The sequence below is a fragment of the Crocosphaera chwakensis CCY0110 genome, assembly GCF_000169335.1.
Lineage (GTDB): Bacteria > Cyanobacteriota > Cyanobacteriia > Cyanobacteriales > Microcystaceae > Crocosphaera > Crocosphaera chwakensis.
In genome coordinates this window covers 120,850-142,523 of record NZ_AAXW01000010.1, presented here as the reverse complement: position 1 = coordinate 142,523, position 21,674 = coordinate 120,850, and the positions used below count along the sequence as shown (strand labels likewise).

General features: G+C 37.6%; 18 protein-coding genes. 6 read left to right on the top strand and 12 right to left on the bottom strand.

The features are described from left to right. Window positions 1–121: 121 nt before the first annotated feature. Together gltX and CY0110_RS08870 are read right to left on the bottom strand one after the other, a co-directional pair. Entirely contained in the window at window positions 122–1,432 is a 1,311-nt protein-coding gene (gltX, locus tag CY0110_RS08875; RefSeq protein ID WP_008275067.1) for a glutamate--tRNA ligase, read from the bottom strand. Between the two features lie 279 nt (window positions 1,433–1,711). Then, entirely contained in the window at window positions 1,712–2,596 is an 885-nt protein-coding gene (locus CY0110_RS08870; protein ID WP_008275066.1) for an ABC transporter permease, read from the bottom strand. Between the two features lie 127 nt (window positions 2,597–2,723). Here CY0110_RS08870 and cax point away from each other — a divergent pair, with 127 nt between their 5' ends. From cax to CY0110_RS08855, 3 genes are all read left to right on the top strand, one after another. Further along, entirely contained in the window at window positions 2,724–3,818 is a 1,095-nt protein-coding gene (gene cax, locus CY0110_RS08865; RefSeq protein WP_035798943.1) for a calcium/proton exchanger, read from the top strand. Between the two features lie 130 nt (window positions 3,819–3,948). Further along, window positions 3,949–4,713: an HAD family hydrolase gene (locus CY0110_RS08860; protein ID WP_035798940.1), complete on the top strand. Its 765-nt coding sequence runs from the start codon at window positions 3,949–3,951 to the stop codon at window positions 4,711–4,713. 328 nt (window positions 4,714–5,041) lie between these two features. Continuing rightward, window positions 5,042–6,529, top strand: coding sequence for a hypothetical protein (locus CY0110_RS08855; RefSeq protein ID WP_008275063.1), 1,488 nt, complete (start codon window positions 5,042–5,044; stop codon window positions 6,527–6,529). A 229-nt stretch (window positions 6,530–6,758) separates the two neighbouring features. Here the strand turns inward: CY0110_RS08855 and CY0110_RS08850 are convergent, their stop codons facing one another. The 3 genes from CY0110_RS08850 to ndhC are packed head-to-tail and all read right to left on the bottom strand — an operon-like array spanning window position 6,759 to window position 8,454. Beyond that, window positions 6,759–7,295, bottom strand: a complete 537-nt coding sequence (locus CY0110_RS08850; protein WP_008275062.1) for an NAD(P)H-quinone oxidoreductase subunit J — start codon at window positions 7,293–7,295, stop codon at window positions 6,759–6,761. A 1-nt stretch (window position 7,296) separates the two neighbouring features. After that, window positions 7,297–8,040 carry a photosynthetic/respiratory NAD(P)H-quinone oxidoreductase subunit K gene (gene ndhK / locus CY0110_RS08845; RefSeq protein WP_008275061.1) on the bottom strand — a complete coding sequence of 248 codons (744 nt, stop codon included), beginning with the start codon at window positions 8,038–8,040 and terminating at the stop codon, window positions 7,297–7,299. Window positions 8,041–8,091: 51 nt separating this feature from the next. Continuing rightward, window positions 8,092–8,454, bottom strand: a complete 363-nt coding sequence (ndhC, locus tag CY0110_RS08840) for a photosynthetic/respiratory NAD(P)H-quinone oxidoreductase subunit C (protein WP_008275059.1) — start codon at window positions 8,452–8,454, stop codon at window positions 8,092–8,094. A 501-nt stretch (window positions 8,455–8,955) separates the two neighbouring features. On the opposite strand from ndhC, the gene CY0110_RS08835 reads away from it, so the two are divergent. Continuing rightward, complete coding sequence (locus CY0110_RS08835) at window positions 8,956–9,942, top strand: prohibitin family protein (protein ID WP_008275058.1); 987 nt, start codon at window positions 8,956–8,958, stop codon at window positions 9,940–9,942. Window positions 9,943–10,083: 141 nt separating this feature from the next. Here the strand turns inward: CY0110_RS08835 and pckA are convergent, their stop codons facing one another. From pckA to CY0110_RS08820, 3 genes are all read right to left on the bottom strand, one after another. Next, on the bottom strand, window positions 10,084–11,790 hold the full coding sequence (pckA, locus tag CY0110_RS08830; RefSeq protein WP_008275057.1) for a phosphoenolpyruvate carboxykinase (ATP): 1,707 nt from the start codon (window positions 11,788–11,790) through the stop codon (window positions 10,084–10,086). Between the two features lie 403 nt (window positions 11,791–12,193). Further along, a complete protein-coding gene (locus tag CY0110_RS08825; RefSeq protein ID WP_008275056.1) occupies window positions 12,194–13,753 on the bottom strand; it encodes a hypothetical protein in 1,560 nt (519 codons plus the stop codon). A 31-nt stretch (window positions 13,754–13,784) separates the two neighbouring features. After that, a complete protein-coding gene (locus tag CY0110_RS08820; protein ID WP_008275055.1) occupies window positions 13,785–14,198 on the bottom strand; it encodes a hypothetical protein in 414 nt (137 codons plus the stop codon). Between the two features lie 155 nt (window positions 14,199–14,353). Between CY0110_RS08820 and CY0110_RS08815 the strand changes: the two genes are divergently transcribed. After that, window positions 14,354–15,505 carry a peptidylprolyl isomerase gene (locus CY0110_RS08815; protein ID WP_008275054.1) on the top strand — a complete coding sequence of 384 codons (1,152 nt, stop codon included), beginning with the start codon at window positions 14,354–14,356 and terminating at the stop codon, window positions 15,503–15,505. A 58-nt stretch (window positions 15,506–15,563) separates the two neighbouring features. Here CY0110_RS08815 and CY0110_RS08810 read toward each other — a convergent pair whose 3' ends face one another. Beyond that, window positions 15,564–16,022, bottom strand: a complete 459-nt coding sequence (locus CY0110_RS08810) for a hypothetical protein (RefSeq protein ID WP_008275053.1) — start codon at window positions 16,020–16,022, stop codon at window positions 15,564–15,566. Between the two features lie 110 nt (window positions 16,023–16,132). Continuing rightward, window positions 16,133–17,209 (bottom strand): Holliday junction branch migration DNA helicase RuvB, encoded by a 1,077-nt coding sequence (ruvB, locus tag CY0110_RS08805; RefSeq protein ID WP_008275052.1) that lies wholly within the window; start codon window positions 17,207–17,209, stop codon window positions 16,133–16,135. A 656-nt stretch (window positions 17,210–17,865) separates the two neighbouring features. Between ruvB and CY0110_RS08800 the strand changes: the two genes are divergently transcribed. After that, window positions 17,866–17,976 carry an endonuclease gene (locus tag CY0110_RS08800; RefSeq protein ID WP_157464558.1) on the top strand — a complete coding sequence of 37 codons (111 nt, stop codon included), beginning with the start codon at window positions 17,866–17,868 and terminating at the stop codon, window positions 17,974–17,976. Between the two features lie 238 nt (window positions 17,977–18,214). Here CY0110_RS08800 and CY0110_RS08795 read toward each other — a convergent pair whose 3' ends face one another. Together CY0110_RS08795 and CY0110_RS08790 are read right to left on the bottom strand one after the other, a co-directional pair. Continuing rightward, window positions 18,215–20,566, bottom strand: coding sequence for a transglycosylase domain-containing protein (locus tag CY0110_RS08795; RefSeq protein WP_035798899.1), 2,352 nt, complete (start codon window positions 20,564–20,566; stop codon window positions 18,215–18,217). Between the two features lie 137 nt (window positions 20,567–20,703). Next, complete coding sequence (locus tag CY0110_RS08790; protein WP_008275049.1) at window positions 20,704–21,606, bottom strand: S66 peptidase family protein; 903 nt, start codon at window positions 21,604–21,606, stop codon at window positions 20,704–20,706. Window positions 21,607–21,674: the final 68 nt, after the last annotated feature.

Sequence of the window (21,674 nt, the reverse complement as noted above, 5' to 3'; positions counted from 1 at the left end):
ATAACTCAACCGTGACTCAACGACTTTATCCCATCTTGTCATCATAGAACCAAGATGAATTAATCAGTCCGTGTAATCTCCCATAGACCGGCACGAAGCGATCGCATGACTAACCCTTTCTTCACTTTAAAGGTTTTGTCACTTGTTTGATGGTATCTTTAGCCTCATCTTCAGTTAATTGAGAAGAGACTTCAATCTTGTCTAAAACAGCTTGTAAAAGCTCTTTAACCCCTTCTTGTTTCATTTGGGCTATAGCTTCTTCACTATAATCTACTGTTTCTCCGAATAATAAGACACTTTCTTTAGCTGCGTCACTTAAACGAGTAAGACTAGGCCCAATAAGAGTAGCCATTTTTTCTAACCAGGGGCGATCGCTGTCTACATTGATAGGATAACCTGCCTCTTGCCAATAAGGAACCAATAAATCCACTAATTCAGTCCCTGACATTTTGTGTAAATATTGGCTATTAATCCAATCAAGTTTATCCCAATCAAACTTAGCACCAGCCTTATTAACCCGTTCTAAGCTAAACTGTTGCGCTGCTTCAGTCAAAGTAAAAATCTCTTGAGTTGAGTCTGGGGCAGTCCATCCCAAGAGAGTCATATAGTTAGCGAGAGCTTCGGGTAAAAAACCCATTTTCCGAAAATCATCAATAGAAGTCACCCCATCTCGTTTGGACAATTTACGCCCTTCCTGGTTCAAAATTAGGGGGGTGTGGGCAAACTCTGGCACTGTTTCCCCAAGTGCTTCGTACAAAAGAATTTGTTTAGCAGTATTAGCGATATGATCTTCACCTCGAATAACGTGGGTGATCTTCATATCCATATCATCAACGACCACTGCTAAATTGTAGAGAGGTTGTCCGAACGGTTGATCAGGATCATCAGCAACACGAGCGATGACCATATCCCCACCAAGATCGCTACCTTTCCAGGTCATTTTGCCTCGGATGAGATCGTGCCAAACAATTTCGCGATCATCATCAATAATAAAACGGATGACGGGTTTTCTCCCTTCTGCTTCAAAAGCTTGGCGTTGTTCTTCGGTGAGATGACGATGACGGTTATCATAGCGAGGGGCTTGATTTTTGGCTTTTTGAGCCTCTCGCATCTGTTCTAATTCCTCTGGGGTACAATAACAACGATAAGCAAAGCCTTTGTCTAGCAAAGTTTGAATCCCTTGACGATAAAGAGCGAGACGTTGGGTTTGAAAAAAGGGACCTTCGTCCCAGGTTAAACCTAACCAGGCCAGTCCTGATTGAATATTGTCCGTATATTCTTGACGCGATCGCTCTTGATCGGTATCTTCAACTCTAAGAATAAACTTGCCGTGGTGATGATGAGCAAATAACCAGTTAAAAACGGCGGTTCTGGCGGTTCCTATGTGTAAATTCCCTGTTGGACTAGGGGCGATACGCACTCTGACTGTCACAAAATTTTTCCTGTAGTCAATATTTGATGGATTGATATCCCGACCTTGCTATGTTTAGAGGCAGGATTTTTTATACTTAATTTTTGACATCTCACCAGTTAGTGGTGTGATGCTTTGTTTTGGGCTTCTTAATAATAATTTATTTAAGGGCAACTCATCAAGCAATTATACTAAAAATGGGCTTTGTAAGTTTGATTTTTTTCAAGTCGTTTCTCAATTTTTTCTGATTCAAGTGATGTTATAACCATGAGACATTTTTCAATTCATCCCAATAATTAATTAAGCTCTTTCCACTAAAAAGGGTAAAGATAGGCGATAAAACATCCATCCGACCAATGTCATGATAATAGCCACAGCACTAGCAATCCAAAAACCTGCTGCATTAGAAATTTCTCCAGTGGTAGCTAAATCTCTTGTGGTTACCAGTAAAGGAGTTACAGGGTTAATTTTCACCAAAATCGACCATAATCCCTCCCTGGGTTGAGGATAGATTACAGGAGTCACAAATAACCAGATCCGAGTCACAAAACCAATTGCTTTATTCACATCACCATAAAGACAAGAAAATGGACTTAAGATTAATCCCAGTCCTGTTCCAAATAAAATCAAATGAATGAAAGCAACTGGAGCGATAAGAATTGTCCAAGTTACTCCTACTTTAAACCAAACAAACAGGAAAAAAATAGGAATTAGTTGAATGAGAAAATTAAATAAAGTTTGTGCGATTTTTGAGATAACAAACGCTTCGGGAGGTACATTTAATTTCATCAACATTGATTTAGCACTTCGGGCTGCTCCCATCGTATTATTAAAAGTCTGGAGAAAAGTTTGCCAAAGAGTCATACTCAGAGCCACATAAACAGGGTAAGGAATAGGAGTTTCTCCTAAGTTCAAGACTTTGGCTTCTCTGAGGAAAGTTAAACCCACTGCGGTGACTAAAGGGGGAATAAAAATCCAAAGTACACCCAGTAAAGACTGACGATATTGAGATTGAATGTCTCGTTGAAATAATTGCCATGCTAATTCACGAGAAGCGAGCAAATCGTACCACATTTCTTGTAATAGCTGGATAGGGTGCCTGACGCGACTGTTGGGTTCGTACACTACAACAGGCATTGGTTTTTTGTGTTTATCTCGAGTTGGCTGGCGGTTGGCTTGACTCATGGTTAAACTCTAAAAGTGTTGTAATCGTTTTATCATATAACTTTACATTAAGAGAATATGTCAAGTTCATTGATCACCTAAACTAAAAAAGGGATTTAAGAACCTTAGCCCATTGATGAGTATTATTATGTTCAATAAAAGTGCGATTCTGTCGATTTTGTTAGTTTTTATCCCTTTATCTATTGCCTCTGAATACTTAGAATGGGGAGCTTCGATTACCTTTATCACAGCCGGTTTAGCCATTGTGCCGTTAGCTGCTTTTATGGGTCAGGCGACAGAAGAAATTGCTGTTGTTGTCGGCCCGAACTTAGGAGGGTTATTAAATGCCACTTTTGGTAATGCCACAGAATTAATTTTAGCTTTAGTAGCGTTAAACGAAGGGTTAATTGGTGTGGTTAAAGCAACCATTACCGGTTCAATTGTTGGTAATTTATTGTTAGTGATGGGCTTTGCTATGTTATTGGGTGGTTTGCGCTACAAAGAACAAAAATTTCAATCCTTAGCAGCCAATGTTAATGCGTCTTTAATGAATCTAGCGGTGATCGCTATTTTATTACCGACGGCGGTACAATATACGTCGAGTGGCATTGAAGAACAAACCTTACAGAATTTATCTGTTGCTGTGGCGGTTGTTTTAATTTTGGTTTATGGGTTAACTTTACTGTTTTCAATGAAAACCCATGCTTATTTATATGAAGTTGGCATAGCAGCAGAAGATGAATCTGCCGAAGAAGATGGAGCAAATGTTAATTTGACGAAATGGATTACCATCCTTTTATTAGTGACCCTTGGGGTTGCCATTGAATCTGAATTATTGGTTAATTCCCTAGAAGAAGCTACTTCATCTTTAGGGTTAACTGCTTTGTTTACGGGTGTGATTTTATTACCCATTATCGGCAATGCAGCAGAACACGCTACGGCAGTTACGGTAGCGATGAAAAATAAAATGGATTTATCGCTGTCGGTGGCAGTGGGTTCTAGTTTACAAATTGCTTTATTTGTTGCTCCGGTTTTAGTTATTGCGGGTTGGTTATTAGGACAACCGATGGATTTAGATTTTAATCCCTTTGAATTAGTAGCTGTAGCTGTGGCTGTTTTAATTACGAATTCTATTAGTTCGGATGGCCGTTCTAATTGGTTAGAAGGTACTTTATTATTAGCAACTTATGCGGTAATTGGGTTAGCCTTTTATTTCCATCCTGTGGTTGAAGGACTAGGTTAATTTGGCAGTGGGGAGTAGAGGAGGCAGAGGAGGCAGAGGAGGCAGAGGAGGCAGAGGGAGCAGGGAGTGGGGAGTGTGGGGAGAAAATATTAATCTAATTAATCTATTTAATACGTTCAACCAGTTGATTATGAGAGAGTTAAAAGCTTTAATTTTTGATGTGGACGGAACCTTAGCAGAAACGGAAAGGGATGGCCATAGAATTGCGTTTAATCGGGCTTTTGCTGAGGTGAATTTAAACTGGAATTGGTCAGAAACCGTCTACGGAGAGTTACTGGAAATTTCTGGGGGAAAAGAAAGGATTCGATATTATTTACAACAATATAATCCTGATCTTATAGAAGATTTGGACAGTTTAATTCCTCAACTTCATCAAGCAAAAACGAACCATTATCGGAACTTATTATCATCAGGAGAAATTCAATTACGCTTAGGAGTAAAAAGACTAATTGAAGAGGCTCACCAGAAGGGAATAAAATTAGCGATCGCAACTACTAGCGCGTTACCGAATGCCTTAGCGTTAATTGAAAAACACTTAAATCCTGAGTGGTTTGAAGTGATCGCAGCCGGGGATATTGTTCCGAATAAAAAACCCGCTCCTGATATTTATAAATATGTGTTAAATGAGATGAAGTTATCCCCTGATGAATGTTTAGTATTTGAGGATTCTTTTCATGGGTTACAAGCTGCTTCGGATGCTGGTTTAAAAACAGTTGTCACTTTACATGATTACACCAAAAATCAAGATTTTTCTTTAGCTAGTTTGGTTTTAAATCATCTAGGAGAACCGAACAATACTTTTAAAATTATCAAGGGCGATATTAATAATAAAGGATATTTTGATTTAGACTTAGGAAAAAAATTAACCAAGTACAGAACTAAGTACACAAAATAAATTGCACAATTGAGAAGGGAAACAGGGAACACGAAGGAGATACAGCTATGAGCAAAGAACTGATGACTTGTTTTTGAAAAAAATCAAGAACAATTCTCTATTTTATCAAGTCTTGGAGAGTCCCCTGGCTACATACATATTCGGTATATATGTATAATTATATACATATATTCAAAATGGCGTTGTGATAGTAAACGAACAAAAAATAATGCAGGATGTATGATTATAATCATGGGTTAAGTTTTATTAATAAAGTAAATTGCTAACAAAAAACTTGTGATAGTCTTTTTGGTGAATATTCAAAGATATTGAAGCATAACTAAGGAAAATGAAAAAATTGTTTAGGAGAAAATTTAAAAATATAGCTATGATTATATTTACAACACTTATAATAATTTTTTCTTCTTCATTTATATTTCCTTTTCACCTACATACAGCAGGAACTTATGCTCAGTCTCCAGGCATCTTACAGAATATTTTACTTGGGGATATAAGCATAGCAGAAATTAGAAAGCTTTTATTGGATTCTTTAGAAAGATTAAGTTCTGTTATAAAAGATGCTGGAGGTGAATTTAGAGAAGTTGGGGATTCGCTAGAAAATAATGCTAATAAAGTTATTAAAGAAATTGACAAAACTTTTGGTAATCGTTTAGATAAAACAATTCGACAATTAAATGAAACTGAGAAGAAGGTTTTTGAAGATATAGGAAGAGTTATACAGGAAAATGAAAATGCTACAGAAGCCATAATTAAGGGGGCTGGAAAGGAAGCTCGACGAGCCATTTTTGAAGGAGATATTGCAGCTTATAATAGTTTATATTCATTACCTTGTCGAAATAAAATACCTCGTATAGTTTATATAGAACCTGATGAAGTGATTGTAAATAATGATGATCCATTTGTAAAAATTAGAGGAAATTTTTTAGATATAGGATCTGAATCTAAAGTTAAAGTTGATGGAATTGAGACAAATATTATAGCTAGAAATAATAATGAAATAGCAATTGCAATTCCTGAAAAAATACTAAATAATTTGGATGATAGCAAGTTATTATCTATTAGTCTTACTCTATATAAAACTACTGTAATACCTGTTGTTTGTTGGGCTAGAGATTCAATAATTAATAGTCCTTTACAAACAAGTGTAAAGTTAACACCTCAAGTTAAGTATAATATTGAGGGTTATATAGAGGGAAATTATGAAAAGATTACACCTGAAGAGGTAAAAGAAGATATACAAAATTTTCCTCAACGAAGAACAAAAGTAATAGATGAGAACTGTGGTGTTAATGAAACTATAAGAAGAGATTTTTTGATAGAAAAAGGATGGGAAATTATTGATAAAACTTTTACAGAAATCTCAGCTAATTGTGGAACTTCTCTTGAGGGAATTGACTTTCAGGGGAATAGGGCTGTTGTTCGTACACGACTTAAAGGATGCGGTTATACGACTGTAAGAGGGCCTTTTGGAGCTATTTTATATAAAGATTGTAACGGTCGTGGATGGCATGAGTATGATCTAACCTTGATAGGACGCCGACGAACTATAATTCCAGAAAAGAGAGAAAGAATTTCACTGCCAAAAGAAACTTTTAATATATCTGGTACTTCAGGTCAAACAACTTTCACTGATATTAGACATACAAGTGCTAATACTAATCTTAGAGATGATAATTGGTATTATACTGCCACGATAAAAGGCACGAGAGGAAGAAAGCAAATTTCACCTGTACAAGTAAATACTAATTTACCAACCGCAGTCAATGTAACAAGTAAAATGGAGAATGGAATTTTATCAATAAGAATTCTTAAATAAGTGAACTTGTATGTTGAGTATTGCCCGACTGAACGTATAATTAGCTGAACTTCCCCATAGAGAAATCGCCGAAAGCCTTACAGCGATTTTTGGGTCTAATGGTACGGGACAGTTCGGGTATGGTTATTAAAAAAGCCCCCCAAACTAACTGATTTGAGGGGAAATATTACGGAGTCTTAAGGAATTGTTATCAGTTTTTGGTCACTGGTCACTGATAACTGTTCATTGTTTAATAAGCGTCTTGTAACTCGTAAAAATCGGGAGAAACATAATCTTTTCGTAAGGGCCAACCCACCCAATCTTCTGGCATCAAAATGCGTTTAAGATCGGGATGACCATCATAGACAATGCCATACATATCATAGCTTTCCCGTTCTTGCCAATCTGCCGATTTCCAGATCCAGTAAACCGAAGGAACATGGGGGTTATCTCTGGATAAAAAGACTTTAATGCGAACTTCTTCAGCTTGATCGCAGTTATCGCTCACTTTGATCAAATGATAGAAGCTAACCAGTTCTTTTCCAGGACCAAGATCATAAGCACCCTGACATTGTAAATAATTAAATCCGTAGGCGTACAATGCAGTACAGAGGGGGATCAAAAAGTCGGGGGAAACTTTAATTAACTCTATCCCTAGATGATCCGGTTCAAGTAAGTCATGATCAAATCCATTTTCCGTTAACCAACTTGAAACTGGGCCAGCTTGTACGATCGCACTTTCTTCTTCTTGTTCTGGGGCGTTATCTTGTGTATTTTCATCAACCATATTATGCTTCCTCTTTCTGTTTTTGAGATGCTAAAGCGGGGGGAACTTCCATGCCGATCGCTTCTGTCAATTCTTTGGGAGCAGCTTGACGGGTAGGGGTTGCCAAATATTTCCCAGTCAAAATGGGGGAAACCGCTTTCATGTTGTGGGGGGTACTATAGTAACGGTGAGTTTGTTCCATTACCTTAGACCGTTCTTGGATCGTCTCATTGGAGACTTTTTTACGCAGTTTGATGATAGCGTCAAAAATGGCTTCAGGACGGGGAGGGCAACCTGGAATATAAACATCGACGGGAATTAGTTTGTCGACACCTCTAACGGCGGTTGTGGAGTCGCTGCTAAACATTCCACCGGTGATGGTACAAGCACCCATTGCGATAACATATTTAGGGTCAGGCATTTCTTCATAAAGACGCACCAAAGCTGGAGCCATCTTCATCGTAATGGTTCCTGCCGTGATGATTAAATCCGCTTGTCGGGGACTAGAACGAGGAACGAGACCAAAACGGTCAAAATCGAAGCGAGAGCCGATAAGGGCTGCAAATTCGATGAAACAGCAAGCGGTTCCGTATAACAAAGGCCACAAACTGGATAATCTTGCCCAGTTATGCAGATCGTCTACGGTGGTTAAGATGATATTTTCTGACAAATCTTGAGTAACTTGGCCACGAGCAGCCGGATTAAGGATTTTTTCCTTTTGCAACTGCTCAAGGGCGGATAGATCGGAGGTTGGGTTCGGACTCATAAGAGATTCAATGATTAACTACAATCGTCGATTGATAATAATTGCTAAGTTTTATGACCATTCTAACGCGCCTTTCCGCCAGGCATAAACCAGGGCGACGACTAAAATGGCAATAAAGATCAAAGCTTCGACAAAGGCTAATAAACCTAAGCGACTAAAGGCAACAGCCCAGGGATAGAGAAAGACAGTTTCTACGTCGAATACTACGAAGACGAGGGCGAACATATAATAACGGATATTGAATTGAATCCAAGCCCCGCCAATGGGTTCCATTCCTGACTCATAAGTGGTGCGTCTTTCTGGTCCACCACCACTAGGCCGTAAAATTTTGGAGGCGGTTAAGGCGAGAATGGGGATTAAACTACAAGCGAGTAGAAAACCCAAGACATATTCGTAACCATTGAGTACAAACACTGTTTTTGATTAACTCCTCTCAATATTCTAAATTTTCCTAATCTCTATTAAACCGTAAACTCTACAAAAATAACCCTAAGAAAGTGTGTTTTATGGCTTAATGGGTTTACTTAGGTGTGAAATTTCTGATTAACTGCCTAAAAATACTAGGAAAAAACAGCTTTATCGTCAGTCTAAATGAATCGTAAAAAAGCATTATAGTTTTTAAAATTAGGAAGATTGAACAATTGCCAATCAACAAACAATTGAAAAAGACGTTGAACAATTGTAAAATTTTTTCTGAATCTATAAAATCTCTTTAGTGAAGTATTATAATTTATGTTGTTATAAAATTTTAATTTTTGACTCAATGTATTATCGTGTAAACTATAAACAACAATAAAAGCAACGTTTTACTGTCATCAAATAGGTATTTGTGGGCTATCTAGGATTGCCTATTCTTCCCATAAATTCCTTCCAGGGGGAGCTAAAGTTTAGATCGAAGTTGAACCTGACATCGTGATGATCTCCCGATATTTTGCTAGTTTACGAAAACAAAGATATTGTTTATCTATTGGGCTTAAAATGTCTGTTATTTTGTCTCTTATTACGGCTTTAGTGGCTTTTTTAATTGCCTTTCAAAATCCTAGTTTAGGAGGAGCAGTTCATCAAAAAAAAGTAAAAAACATTGCTTTTTTAATTGGATGTTTGGCAGCTTTTTCCTCTATTTATCATATTATATTCCGCTTTTTAGTCGTTCTTCCTGCTGGAGAGGTAGGAGTCGTAGAAATTTTTGGTAATGTTCAAGATCAACCTTTAACCTCTGGGATACATTGGATTAGTCCTTTGGCAAAAGTAACCAAATTTTCCACTCGTTTACAAGATATAAAAGAAACAGTTGATGCAACTTCAAGAGAAGGGTTAAATCTAAAATTAGATGTAAGTTTACAATATAAAATTAATCCTCAACAAGCGTCTACGGTTTATAAAACCATTGGTACAGAAGAAGAAGAAATTTTAATTCCTCGTTTTCGCTCAATTATTCGCCAAATTACGGCTAGTTACGATGCAAGAGATATTTATGGGGAAAAAAGAGTGATTGTCGCTGACAAATTAAGAAATGAACTCAATACAAGTTTAAAACCTTTGGGGTTTATTGTGGATGAAAGCCTATTAAGAAATGTCATCTTACCGCAAACAATTCAAAAAGCCATCGAAGAAAAATTAGAAGCCGAACAAGCCAGTCAAAAACAAGAGTTTATCAATGAAAAAGAACGACAAGCGATCGCATTTGAATTAGAAAAGGCGCAACAGGAAGCCACTCGGAAAAAAATTGAAGCCCAAGGGGTAGCCGACTCACAACGATTATTATCTCAAGGGTTAACAGAACAATTAATTAAATTAAAAGCCATAGAAGCTACCCAAAAATTAGCGGAGTCTGAAAACTCTAAGGTGATTATTATTGGCGGGGGAGAGGATAAATTGCCTTTACTATTACAAAGTCCTTAAGATTACAGGAGTTTTCCACTGATACTAAAAATGAAAATTCTTGGTGCGTGTTCCTTTGCACCACAGTATTGAGCGATCGCCTGTTATCATTCACACCTAAAAATAGCGATCGCTTAGATATAAATAACGGGTGCTATCAGTTTATCTAACCACGGGACCAGCAGACATAATTTCAGCCGGAACATCGTGAAATTGTTTAAAATTAACCTCAAAACGATGGGCTAATTCGATAGCTTGTTGTTGATAAGCTTCGACATCATCCCAAGTATTTTGGGGATCGAGAATACGATGGGGAACCCCTGTGACTTTTTCAGGGACTAAAACTTTAAAAATGGGATGGGGATGATAATTAACACAATCTAATTGTCCGTTTAAAGCTGCTGTAACCATAGCTCTCGTATGCTTAATGGAAATACGATGACCGACTCCATAAGGACCACCAGACCAACCAGTATTAATTAGGAAAACGTTAGTTTCATGATGTTGATCGAGTCGTTTTCCTAACATCTTGGCATAAACGGTCGGGGATAATGGAAAGAAACATTGACCAAAACAAGCAGAAAAGGTGGCTTGAGGGGCGGTAATATCCCGTTCCGTTCCGGCCAGTTTACTGGTGTATCCGGCCAAGAAATGATACATGGCCTGTTCTTTGGTCAATTTGGCGATGGGAGGTAACACCCCAAACGCATCGGCGGTTAAGAAAAAGATGGTTTTCGGATGGTTTCCCCTCGCAGAAGGGCAACAGTTGGGAATGTAGCGCAAGGGATAAGCAGCGCGGGTGTTTTCCGTTAACCGACCATCATCATAGTCAGGAATTTGGGTTTCGGGGTCAACAATAACGTTCTCTAAGAGTGTTCCAAACTTAATGGCAGCCCATATTTGCGGTTCGTGTTCTTGGGATAATCGGATGGTTTTAGCGTAACATCCCCCTTCAAAATTGAAAATTCCGGACTCTGACCAACCATGTTCATCATCCCCAATTAAATGACAATCTGGGTCAGCAGAAAGCGTGGTTTTTCCAGTTCCTGATAGGCCAAAAAAGAGGTTAGTATGACCCCGTTTATCAATATTAGCTGCACCGTGCATGGGTAAAACATTCCGCTTGGTCATGAAATAATTCATCATTAAAAAAACGGATTTTTTTATCTCTCCTGAGTAACGAGAACCGCCAATAATGACTAATCTTTTTTGTAAATGAACTACAATAAAGGCTTCGCTACGAATATCATCATTTTCGGGATCACCATGTAATCCAGGGATAGCGATAACGGTAAAATCTGCTTGATGATTGTTTAATTCTTCGGGTGAGGGTCGAATAAATAATTGATGAACAAAAAGGTTTTGGGAGGCTAATTCGTTAACAATACGCACCCCACAACGATAATTGGTATCGGCTCCGATATAACCATCAAAAATATAAATATCTCTTCCTTGCAGATAGGCAATAACTTTTTGATAGAGTTGATTGAATTTGGCTTCAGAAATGGGAACATTATGCTGATTCCAGTCAATTTCTTGTTCACTACTGGACTCTTTAACAATAAAGCGATCTTTAGGAGAACGACCCGTATATTGACCCGTTTCTACTAATAAAGCACCATTATCAACTAAAGTACCTTCTCCCCGAATTAAAGCGTGTTCAACTAATTGAGCAATGGGTAAATTACGATAAACCCGACCAATATTATAAAGTCCTAGGTCTTCTAACCCATAGGTAGGACGAATAATGGCTTCTTCGCTATCTTTTTCTAATGTGGTATTTCCTGAATAACTAGGTTGAGAAGATAAGGATAGATTGGGTTGAGAAGGATGAAAAAAAACTGTTCTCAATGTATTAAGATTAACCATGTTTGAAACCCCTATTTGTTGATCAATTATTGAGTTTCTACTTCTCTCAATGGCAGGTGTGTTAATCTTTCTTATTAGTGATTACTACTTTAATTATCTTCCAACTCACTTCCCATTGACAAAAGATGCTTTCTCAAGACTAATTTTTGTCTTACCTATAGTTTAGTTCATGCCATTAAAAGAGAATTTTTGACTGTTACAAAATTTAACCCTACTAAAATTGAACTGATTTCAAGCAACTAATTAAATATTTCGTCTTCTTTGATCTAATTTTTTTTGTTTGTAAGTAACCTGTTAATTAGAAATTCGCAATTATATTTAATGTTAGCGATGTATAAACTTATTATAGACTTTCAAAATAGTTTATAGGTGTTAATATTTTGACCTAGCTGTTCAAAAAACGCTAATCTTTCGGGAATTTTTTCAAAGGATTAGGTTTAATATTTGTTAATTTTTCAGTAGGAACTATCGTGAGGTATGGGTCTAATAAACTATCCTCAACCCATCCTGAATAATATTTAACATTGGTAGAATTTTTAGTAAGGTTTATTAAATCTAAATCACCTCTGATGGCATAAATTTCAGGGCGTTGTTTTTCGGGGTTTTTCCAGCTACTAATACCTCCAGGCCCACCTCCAAAATAATTTAACGATACTCCATCAAAAGGACGAATAAACCTATTCCCATTCCATAACCAATCTTTTCCCGGCCAATAAACCATTGCTTCCCATGAATGCACTTTGTATTCTTTATCATATATTTCTTTCCAGTTCATTGCTCCTTTATCATCTAAAGTCACTGAAAAAGGAGTATTATAAACCACTTCATAACGACCTTTATCTGCTTCATAATCTTGAGGTGACCACCATAAAACCTCAATTATTTTATTGTTTTCATCAGTATTTATAGTGGTTGATGAAGTAGAACTTAATAAACTTTGATAAACTTCTAATCCTCCTGAGGGAATTTCAGCTTGTAACTTAAATTCCCAACATTTCCAACTATTTTCTTGGTCTATTTCTTGCCATTTTATTTGACATATTCCATTACCAGTTGCTACCCAAATCTTGTCTTCTTCTATCGTTAATTTATAAGGAATCATTCCAACTAATTTACTATTTCGAGCATGATAAGACTTTAATGATTTACTTTTAGTATTATAAGAAATTAGTCCCATTCCTGGTAAATAAGGGTTCCCTTCTCCACTGATTTGAGTGGCTAACCAGAATGTAGTATCGGTATTATTACTAATTTTTAAGTCATTAATTTGTTGCTGTGCGATTTGAGAAGGCTGAATAAGATTGATTGAATTCTCTTGTGGATCGTAGTTAACAATAGTAGCAATTCCACCGTTCCCTTCTCCTTGTTCTGAAGAAACCGACCAATAAAATTGATTATTATTAATGACACTAGCAGTAACTTCTGGTACACCTAATTGAATGCCAGCTTGCTGCTTTTTCACCTGTTCTAATGTATATAAAATATGTTTTTGCGGTTTTTCTGCTTCTGGGGTAATTAATTCTAAGATAACTTTTTCAGATTCAACCTCAAAATCAGGAAAGGGATTAGGATCAAGAATAACTCGATACTGATAGGTTTTATCTTGCCAATTAATAATTTTATAGGAAGGATTATTTAATTCTTCAATGGCTTCTTCATAATTTTTTGCTGGCTTTTCTTCAGGTTGATAAGTTCCTCTTTTTGTAATGAAAGTATTATCACTATTGCAAAAAACAAAATCATAGTCTTGTGTTTGAAAGGTTATTATATTCTTAGAAACTTCGATATTTAATGTTTTTAATTTCTCAAAAAAATCTCCCTCGTTTTTTACCTTAAACTTAGGAGGTGATCCTGGAGAAGATGGGCAATTATTTTCAGCCTGATTGATTCCTTGTTTTGGGTTAGTGCAACCGATAAATAAGCAAGTTAAACTTAAAAAGATAATAATTGATTTTAAACTCATGGAAAACACACCACATTAATGAAGTTAGACGTTAAACTTTTGTTAAATTATCTAAATACTTGACCCACTTAGCTGCTAAATCAATTTCAGTAAAAGGAATTTTAATTGAAGATTGATCTTTATTGATAAAATTAAACTGTATAATAGGTTTACCTTTATTGGGTAAGTTACCTAAATCAACAGATTTATCATTGACTAATAATTCTATTTTGTCAACATCAGTTAACAAAAATTTAGGTAAAGTATTAGGAATAGAACGACTAGGCTTACCCCAAGTAATTTCTTTACCTTTAACACCAATAATGGCATAAATATCATATTTAGCTTGATCAAAATTTTCAGCCCATTGACGATAAGCTTCTAACTTTTGATATTCATTCCAACCACTCCAAGCTAAGATAAAAAAGACAACTAATAACGATAACCAAAACAGACCTCTTGCCATAGTTTAACTTCCTAAAAATGTAATCAATATTAATTAATATTATTTTATTGTAAACTGATAATCAAGACTTCATACGATAGGGGGTATCAATAAGACCTCAAATTATGGTAAATAAAAACAGTGAAAATGATCATTCATCGTAATCCTTAAAGTTAATGAAATTACAACAAAGTTTTTGGTCTAATGTCCGATCCCGACTGAAATATTGGTGCAAAAAAACCATAGTCGCTATGATCGTAGTGACTCTTTCTATCAATTTATGTGGAGCAACTTGGAATCAATTAGGCACAAATTCTGTATTAATTAGTGTTTTAGCCCAAGGAAATGCTATTACTGACCCTGAAGCTATTTTGAGGTATGCCCTACCCATTGATAACGAACCCATTCGCAAAGTTCAAGACGCGATTGAAGATATTTCCAATCATCTCAGAGGAAAACGCTGGCCGCCTATCGCCAAAGACGTTAAACGTGCTTCTTTTGTGCTAACGCTACGCAGCGATGAAATTCTTGATGGAGTTCCTAGCGATCGCCAATCTCAAGCAGAAACCATTTTAGAGGATATCAAAACAGGAGTCAGTGAACTGCAAGAAGCAGTCGAAAACAAAGATAAAGAAGAGGTTTGGATTAAAAGACGGAATGTTCTTGATAATATTGGCAACATTGAAAGCTTAATGGTTAAAGGCTTTCCCTTTGAAATTCCTGAAGAATATGCCGACTTACCACAGTTAAAAGGACGAGCTACCGTCGAGATAGAAACGACCAAAGGAAACCTCACTATTGTCGTTGATGGTTATAACGCCCCAGTCAACGGAGGAAACTTCATCGACCTAGTTCAACGAGGTTTCTATGATGGTTTATCTTTTATTGATTTAGAAGATAGTTTTGCTATACAAACGGGTAATCCTCCAGGGGAAGAAGAAGGGTTTATTGACCCAGAAACAGGAGAATACCGTGCTGTTCCCTTAGAAGTAAGAGTAAAAGACGACCAAGAACCGATTTATGGGGCTACCCTCGAAGAAATGGGAATTTACTTACCTGAATTAGTGCTTCCTTTTAATGCTTATGGGGCTGTGGCTTTAGCCCGTCCTAGTCTAGATCCCAATGGAGGATCATCACAATTTTTCTTCTTCAAATTTGACAGCGAATTAACCCCTCCTGGTTTCAATTTAATGGATGGTCGTTATTCTGTTTTTGGCTATCTGGTTGACGGCGAAGATGTTTTAGAAGACCTTACCAAAAAAGATAAAATTATTTCAGCAAAAGTTATTGATGGCCTAAATAACTTAGTTGAACCTAAAAATAGTTAATTCAAAATTCTATTTCAAAAGAAAAACCTCCTTAAAGGTAGGAGGTTTTTTATTAAAACTAAGCTATAAATAAAGTATTCTGAGAAGGCTGACAAAAGAGATTCTGAAGAAAGAAATCTAAAGTTTTTTGTGTCAATAATCCTTGACTAACAGCAATTTCTCCAAACTTAATCTTAAGGTCTTGTTGTAAATCTAATATATTTTCAATATCTTGTTTATTTAATAAGGCAGCTTGTTGTAAATATTCGCCGATCAGATATTTTTCCCTTTGTTGTAAACAGTTCGGCCATTGTTCTGCAAAAAAATCAACGGTTTCTTGTCTTAACCATCCTCTTAAGGCTACAATTTCACCAATTTTTCGATGTTTATACTCTTGTTTATCTCTTAATGCTATCTGTAGTTGTGCCTCTGTAATTAAATCAGCATCTCGTAAAACTTCTCCCAATAAAGGAGTCCAATAGGTTTTAGGAATAACGATATGAGGAGCAGAAATGATGACTTTAGATGTGAGCTTCATTGAAATTTCTTCATATAAAAATGAATTTTAAAAAGTTTTCAAACTATAATAATTTGAATTTTATAGTATGACTATGATCTTAATTACAATAAATGGCTGATTCATGACCACTATTCACTGAAAATTGATAACTGTTGTTCTCCTGTTTTTCCTAAATGTTGATAAGCAGCAGTAGTTACCACTCTTCCTCTGGGGGTCCGGTTGATATAGCCAATTTGTAATAAATAGGGTTCATAAACTTCTTCGATGGTTTTTGCATCTTCTCCTGTAGCTGCTGCTACTGCTTCAAGTCCCACTGGTCCACCGTCAAACTGTGTGATCATCGTCTCTAAAATGAGGCGATCAGTCCAGTCTAACCCTTGGGGATCAACTTGATAAATATTTAAGGCTTCTGCTGCTAATTCTTGGGTAATGGTGTCAAATTTTTTGACTTGTATATAATCTCTAACTCTTCGTAATAAACGGTTAGCAATACGAGGGGTTCCTCTGGATCGTCGGCCAATTTCTTGGGACCCTTGTTCAGTAATAGAAGTATTTAATAATTTAGCCGTTCGTTTAATAATTAACGCTAATTCTTCGGGATCATAGAACTTCAACCGTTGAATAAGGCCAAAGCGATCGCGCAGAGGAGACGTTAAGGAACCGACTTTAGTGGTTGCTCCCACTAGGGTAAATTTCGGTAAGGGAATACTACGGGTTCTTGCTGCTTGTCCTTTGCCAATGGTAATCTCAAGACGATAATCTTCCATAGCAGGATAGAGCAATTCTTCGGTTAAACGGTTTAGGCGATGAATTTCATCAATAAATAAGATATCCCCTGGTTTTAAATTAACTAACAGTCCTGTAATATCCCTTGGTCTTTCTAAAGCAGGAGCTGCTGTGATTTTACAATTTACTCCCATTTCTGACGCTAAAATTAGGGAAATAGTGGTTTTTCCCAGGCCAGGAGGTCCATATAGTAAAAGATGATCCATCGGTTCATTTCGAGTTTTGGCCGCTTCTATTACGATGGATAAAACATCTTTGAGGTCTTTTTGTCCAATATATTCATCAAACGAATGGGGACGGATACTCTCTTCTAAATTATCTTTGTCTTGAGTTGTTTGTGTTGTTTTTAATAGTTCCCTGTCTTCAGTATTATCGGTGTTATTGTTCTTATTGGGGTTTTGATTACGTTTAATAGCCATTGGCTCAACAGTTGATTCATTTGTTTTATTTTACTACTGTGCCAGAACCCCTGAGTGAAATTGGATGATAGGTAAGACGACTGGAGACGAGATTGCATCGAATAAGAGATTTAAGTTGGCAAATAGCAGTTAAAGTAGGGTCAAGAATAGGCATCGAAAGCAATCAATAAAAATTCCATCAAAACCTGATTTTTTAGCTTCTAAAGATAATTGAGTAATTTCTTAATACTCAAAAAATTCTGTATAGCGACTATCTATAGAATCAGTTCCATCATTCAGAAGTAGTATATTCAACTAAGAAATCAGGAGCTAAAACTGTTTGAACTAAATTAATGAATTACTTATTTTATCATTTCATGACTAAATGAATTGCGGATTTAAGAATATCTAAAAAACTCATCTAAGGATATTTTTTTAAGTAAGATTGATGGGTAGATATTTCTCGAAAAAATGGAAAATACTGTAAAAATTAGTCCTACAAGCTAAATCTTATTCTAGCTAAGATTAAGAATTTATTAACAGTTTTCTGAGAAAAATATTAAAGGTTCTAACAATTTAGTCAATTCGTTAAGAAATATTGCAATTGCTGTTGAGGAGTTGCTATGTTGTGAATGAACGAAGATTGATAAGTGTTTTTACTTATCGGAGGCTCGATTATGACTACTGATTTTTTACCTGTTGTTTTAGTTTTAGTATTTGGCTGGTTATTAGCTGCCACATTAGGGACTTGGGCTTATTTTGCTAACGAGAATAAAGCAGAGAACTAAGTAAATTCTAGGAATTTCTAGGACTTTATTTACTATAGATAGCCTAAAAGTACGGAATGCACCTCCGCTTTCCACCTTGAATTTAATTGAAGGTGGGTCGGAGGTTTTGAAACTGTCTAAATTGACTAAAATTGACCGACTTCAAAACAAAACGAGCAATATAACTTTGATCCCAAATTCCACATACCTTTCGTGGCGTAACAAATTATGTGAACCATAGTAACGAGATAAGGTCTATTCACTCCGTTTTCCTAGCTGCAGGAGGAGCGGGAGGGGCAATATTCGATACTTCTGGCGCAGGGGATGCTTCCACGGTTTCAACGGGCTTAGGGTCAGGTTTTGGGGCTGCTGCTGTCTGGGAACGAACAGGAGGACGACTCACCGTTCTTTGTCGGGGAGGGGCTGAACGTTGTGCTGTGGTAGAGGAACGACGGGCATAACGACGACGAGTTGTTCTACGGGCTTGGGGTTCGGGTTCGGGTTCAGGGGGGGCAACTCGTTGATAATAAGCTTTTTTAGGCTTGAGGGGTTCGGCTTTGATGCTTCCTTTGCGTCCATCTAAACGGGGTAAGTCAGGAAAAGACTCAATGTCCATATTCTCTGTTGCTTCTTCCATAAACTCGCCCCAAACTCTTGCTGCGGTGGTACTCGCTCCCCACGTAGGCTTATTATTATCATTACCGAGCCAAACCCCGGCCGTTAATTGGGGAATATAGCCCACAAACCATAAATCTCTGGCTTGATCGGAGGTTCCTGTCTTGCCGGCAACGGGTCTTCTTCCGAGCCTAGCAGGGGTTCCGGTTCCCGATGTCACCACCCCTCGCAACATCCAAGTCATAATATTGGTGGTGTTAGCATCGATCGCTTGTAAAGTATCCGCTTGAGCTTGATAAAGCACTTTACCGTGACGATCTAAAATACGACTAATGCCATGAGCTTCTTGATAAATCCCTTCGTTAGCTAAGGTGGCGTAAGCGTTGGTAAGTTCTAATAAGTTGACTTCCCAGGCTCCTAAAGCTAAAGAATAGGTAGGTTTAAGTTCGGATTCGATACCCATCCGTTGCGCTATATTAATGATGGGGTTCCAACCCACTTGCACTAAGGTTTGCACTGCGACAACGTTTAAAGAGGAAGCAATGGCCTGACGCATTGAAACCTGTCCCCCACTGTATTGATCCCCATAATTTTCAGGGCGATAACCATCAACAATGTAAGGAGCATCTGTAAAGGTGCGATAGGGAGAAAAACCAGCAGCGATCGCTGTAGCATACACAAAGGCTTTAAAGGTCGAACCGGGTTGGCGTTTGGCTTGAGTAACACGGTTATATTGGTTATTTTCGTAGTCGTTACCTCCTACCATCACCTTTATCTGTCCGTTACGAGGGTCAATGGCGGTTAATGAGGCTTGTTTATACCCTTGCCAACGACCATAGCGAATGGCGTTTTCGATCGCCTCTTCGGCTGCTTCTTGCCATTGACTATTGAGGGTAGTTTCAACGGTGATCCCTCCTGCTTGGATCACCTCTGGGGAGACGTAGTTAGGCAGTTGTTGTTGAATATAATCAGTAAAATAGGGAGCTTTTCTAGCAAAACGTTTCGGTTGACTGGGGTTAACAGCTACAGGAGAAGCGATCGCATTATTTAACTCAGACTCAGTAATAAACTCTTCTTTAGCCATTCTTTCTAACACTAAGTCCCGTTGTTTTTTGGCTGCTTCTTTATTTTCTAAAGGAGAGTATAGACTTGGTGCTGGAACAATACCAGCTAAAGTGGCTGCTTCTGAAATGGTTAAGTCTTCAATGGGTTTACTAAAATGGACCCAAGCAGCGTCTGCCACACCGTAGGCTCCAGAGCCTAAGTAAACTAAGTTAAGATACCGTTCTAATATTTGCTGTTTATTAAAGTTATTTTCAATTTTTTGGGCAAGGCGCATTTCTTTAAATTTTCGGGTAAAGCTGCGCTCTTGATTTAAAAAGACGATTCTCGCTAACTGTTGGGTGATGGTACTTCCTCCTTCTACCACTTCCCCTGCTTGGAAGTTAGACAAAGCAGCGCGAATAATGCCTTGAATATCTACCCCTCTATGGTTTTCAAAGCGACTATCTTCACTGGCAATAAAGGCTTGTTGTACCGTATCAGGAATCTGCCATATTTTTAATTTTTCGTGGCTCACTGGGCCAATTTGTTGTAAGATTTCTCCGTCTGCTCCTTCAATCGTCAAGGTTTCGGGACGAGCATACACTAAGACATCTTCGACTGATTCGGTGATGCTAGTTTCTATCTGATAAATACCGTATCCTAGGGCGATCGTTCCACTACTTAAGCCTAAACTGACTCCTAACAATAACCAAAACCGTCGACTACGACGCACACTAACTATTTTTTGTAGAGGAGAAATTACTCTTTGCGTGAGAATATTGTTATTTTGTCCTTTCTCTCGTTTTTTACGTCGTCTAAACCGTCTTCGTTTTTTCGGTTTTTCTGTGGTTACGGGTGATGCTGTCGAGGGATCACTTTCTAATTTATCGGCTATTGACAGCAATAGTTGTCTTAGTTGTTGTTTCACCTTGAATTGAAATCGATTCGACACCCTAACTCCTCACCCAATATTGACGACGGCAGTTGATTAATTTTTTATCATCTTATCCTAATGCGTTAACAATGACAGTATTTTCTCTTAGAAGGCAAAAGGCAAAAGGCAATAGTTTTAATCTCCCTCCCTATACCCTACACCCTTGTAAGTATCCCCTGATCCCCGTCTAACCTAACCTTCATCCCCACGGGTAACATAGCGTTAACTCCCTCATGACCAAAGGGTAACTCAGAAACAATGGGAATACCGAGATCCCCTAAGCGATCGCGTAATACCTCTTCTACAGTCCAGCTATGCGAAGAAGCGTGACTACTACTAAACCGTCCCAAGGCAATCCCTTTAACCTCACGAAATGCACCTATTAACCGCCATTGTGTCAACATTCGATCTATACGGTAAGGGGGTTCTCCTACGTCTTCTAGTGCTAAAATTGCGCCGTCTAAGGGGGGTTTTAGGGGGGTTCCCAGTAAGTGGGTGGCGACGGTTAAGTTAGCGGGTAATAACCATCCTTCCGCTTGGCCATTTCCCCACCCTTCTCCTTGTAACGGGGGTAAGGGATGACCTTGAAGATAGTTAAATAGTCGTTTTAATGACCATTCTGGTTCCTTGGCTAAACTAACTAATACCGGTCCGTGAATACTATAAATGTTAAGCCTTGCTAGTTTCCAGAGTAAGCCCGTAATATCGGAAAAACCAATGATCCATTTAGGATTATTTCTAAAGATAGTTTCCCAGTCTTCTGCTTCTAATAATCTGGCTGCACCATAACCCCCACGCACAGCGATAATAGCTTTATAATTGGAGTTTGTTAATGCTTCTAATAAGGCTTCTCGACGTTGTTCATCGGTGCCAGCTAAATAACCATAATGGGCGTTCCAATGTTTATCTAATGCTAGATTATAACCCTGCGATCGCACAATTTCTCTGGCTTTTTCTACCGCAGCAAGGTCTTTAATGGCTCCACTGGGAGAAATCCCTACAATGGTATCACCAGGTTTTAAATAAGGGGGTTGTTTCCAAACATCGATTGAAGTCATTAACTTTTTTATTTTTCCCTGTTTTTAAGGGTAAGACGTGATGTTAATTGTCTTATTTTATTGTATTT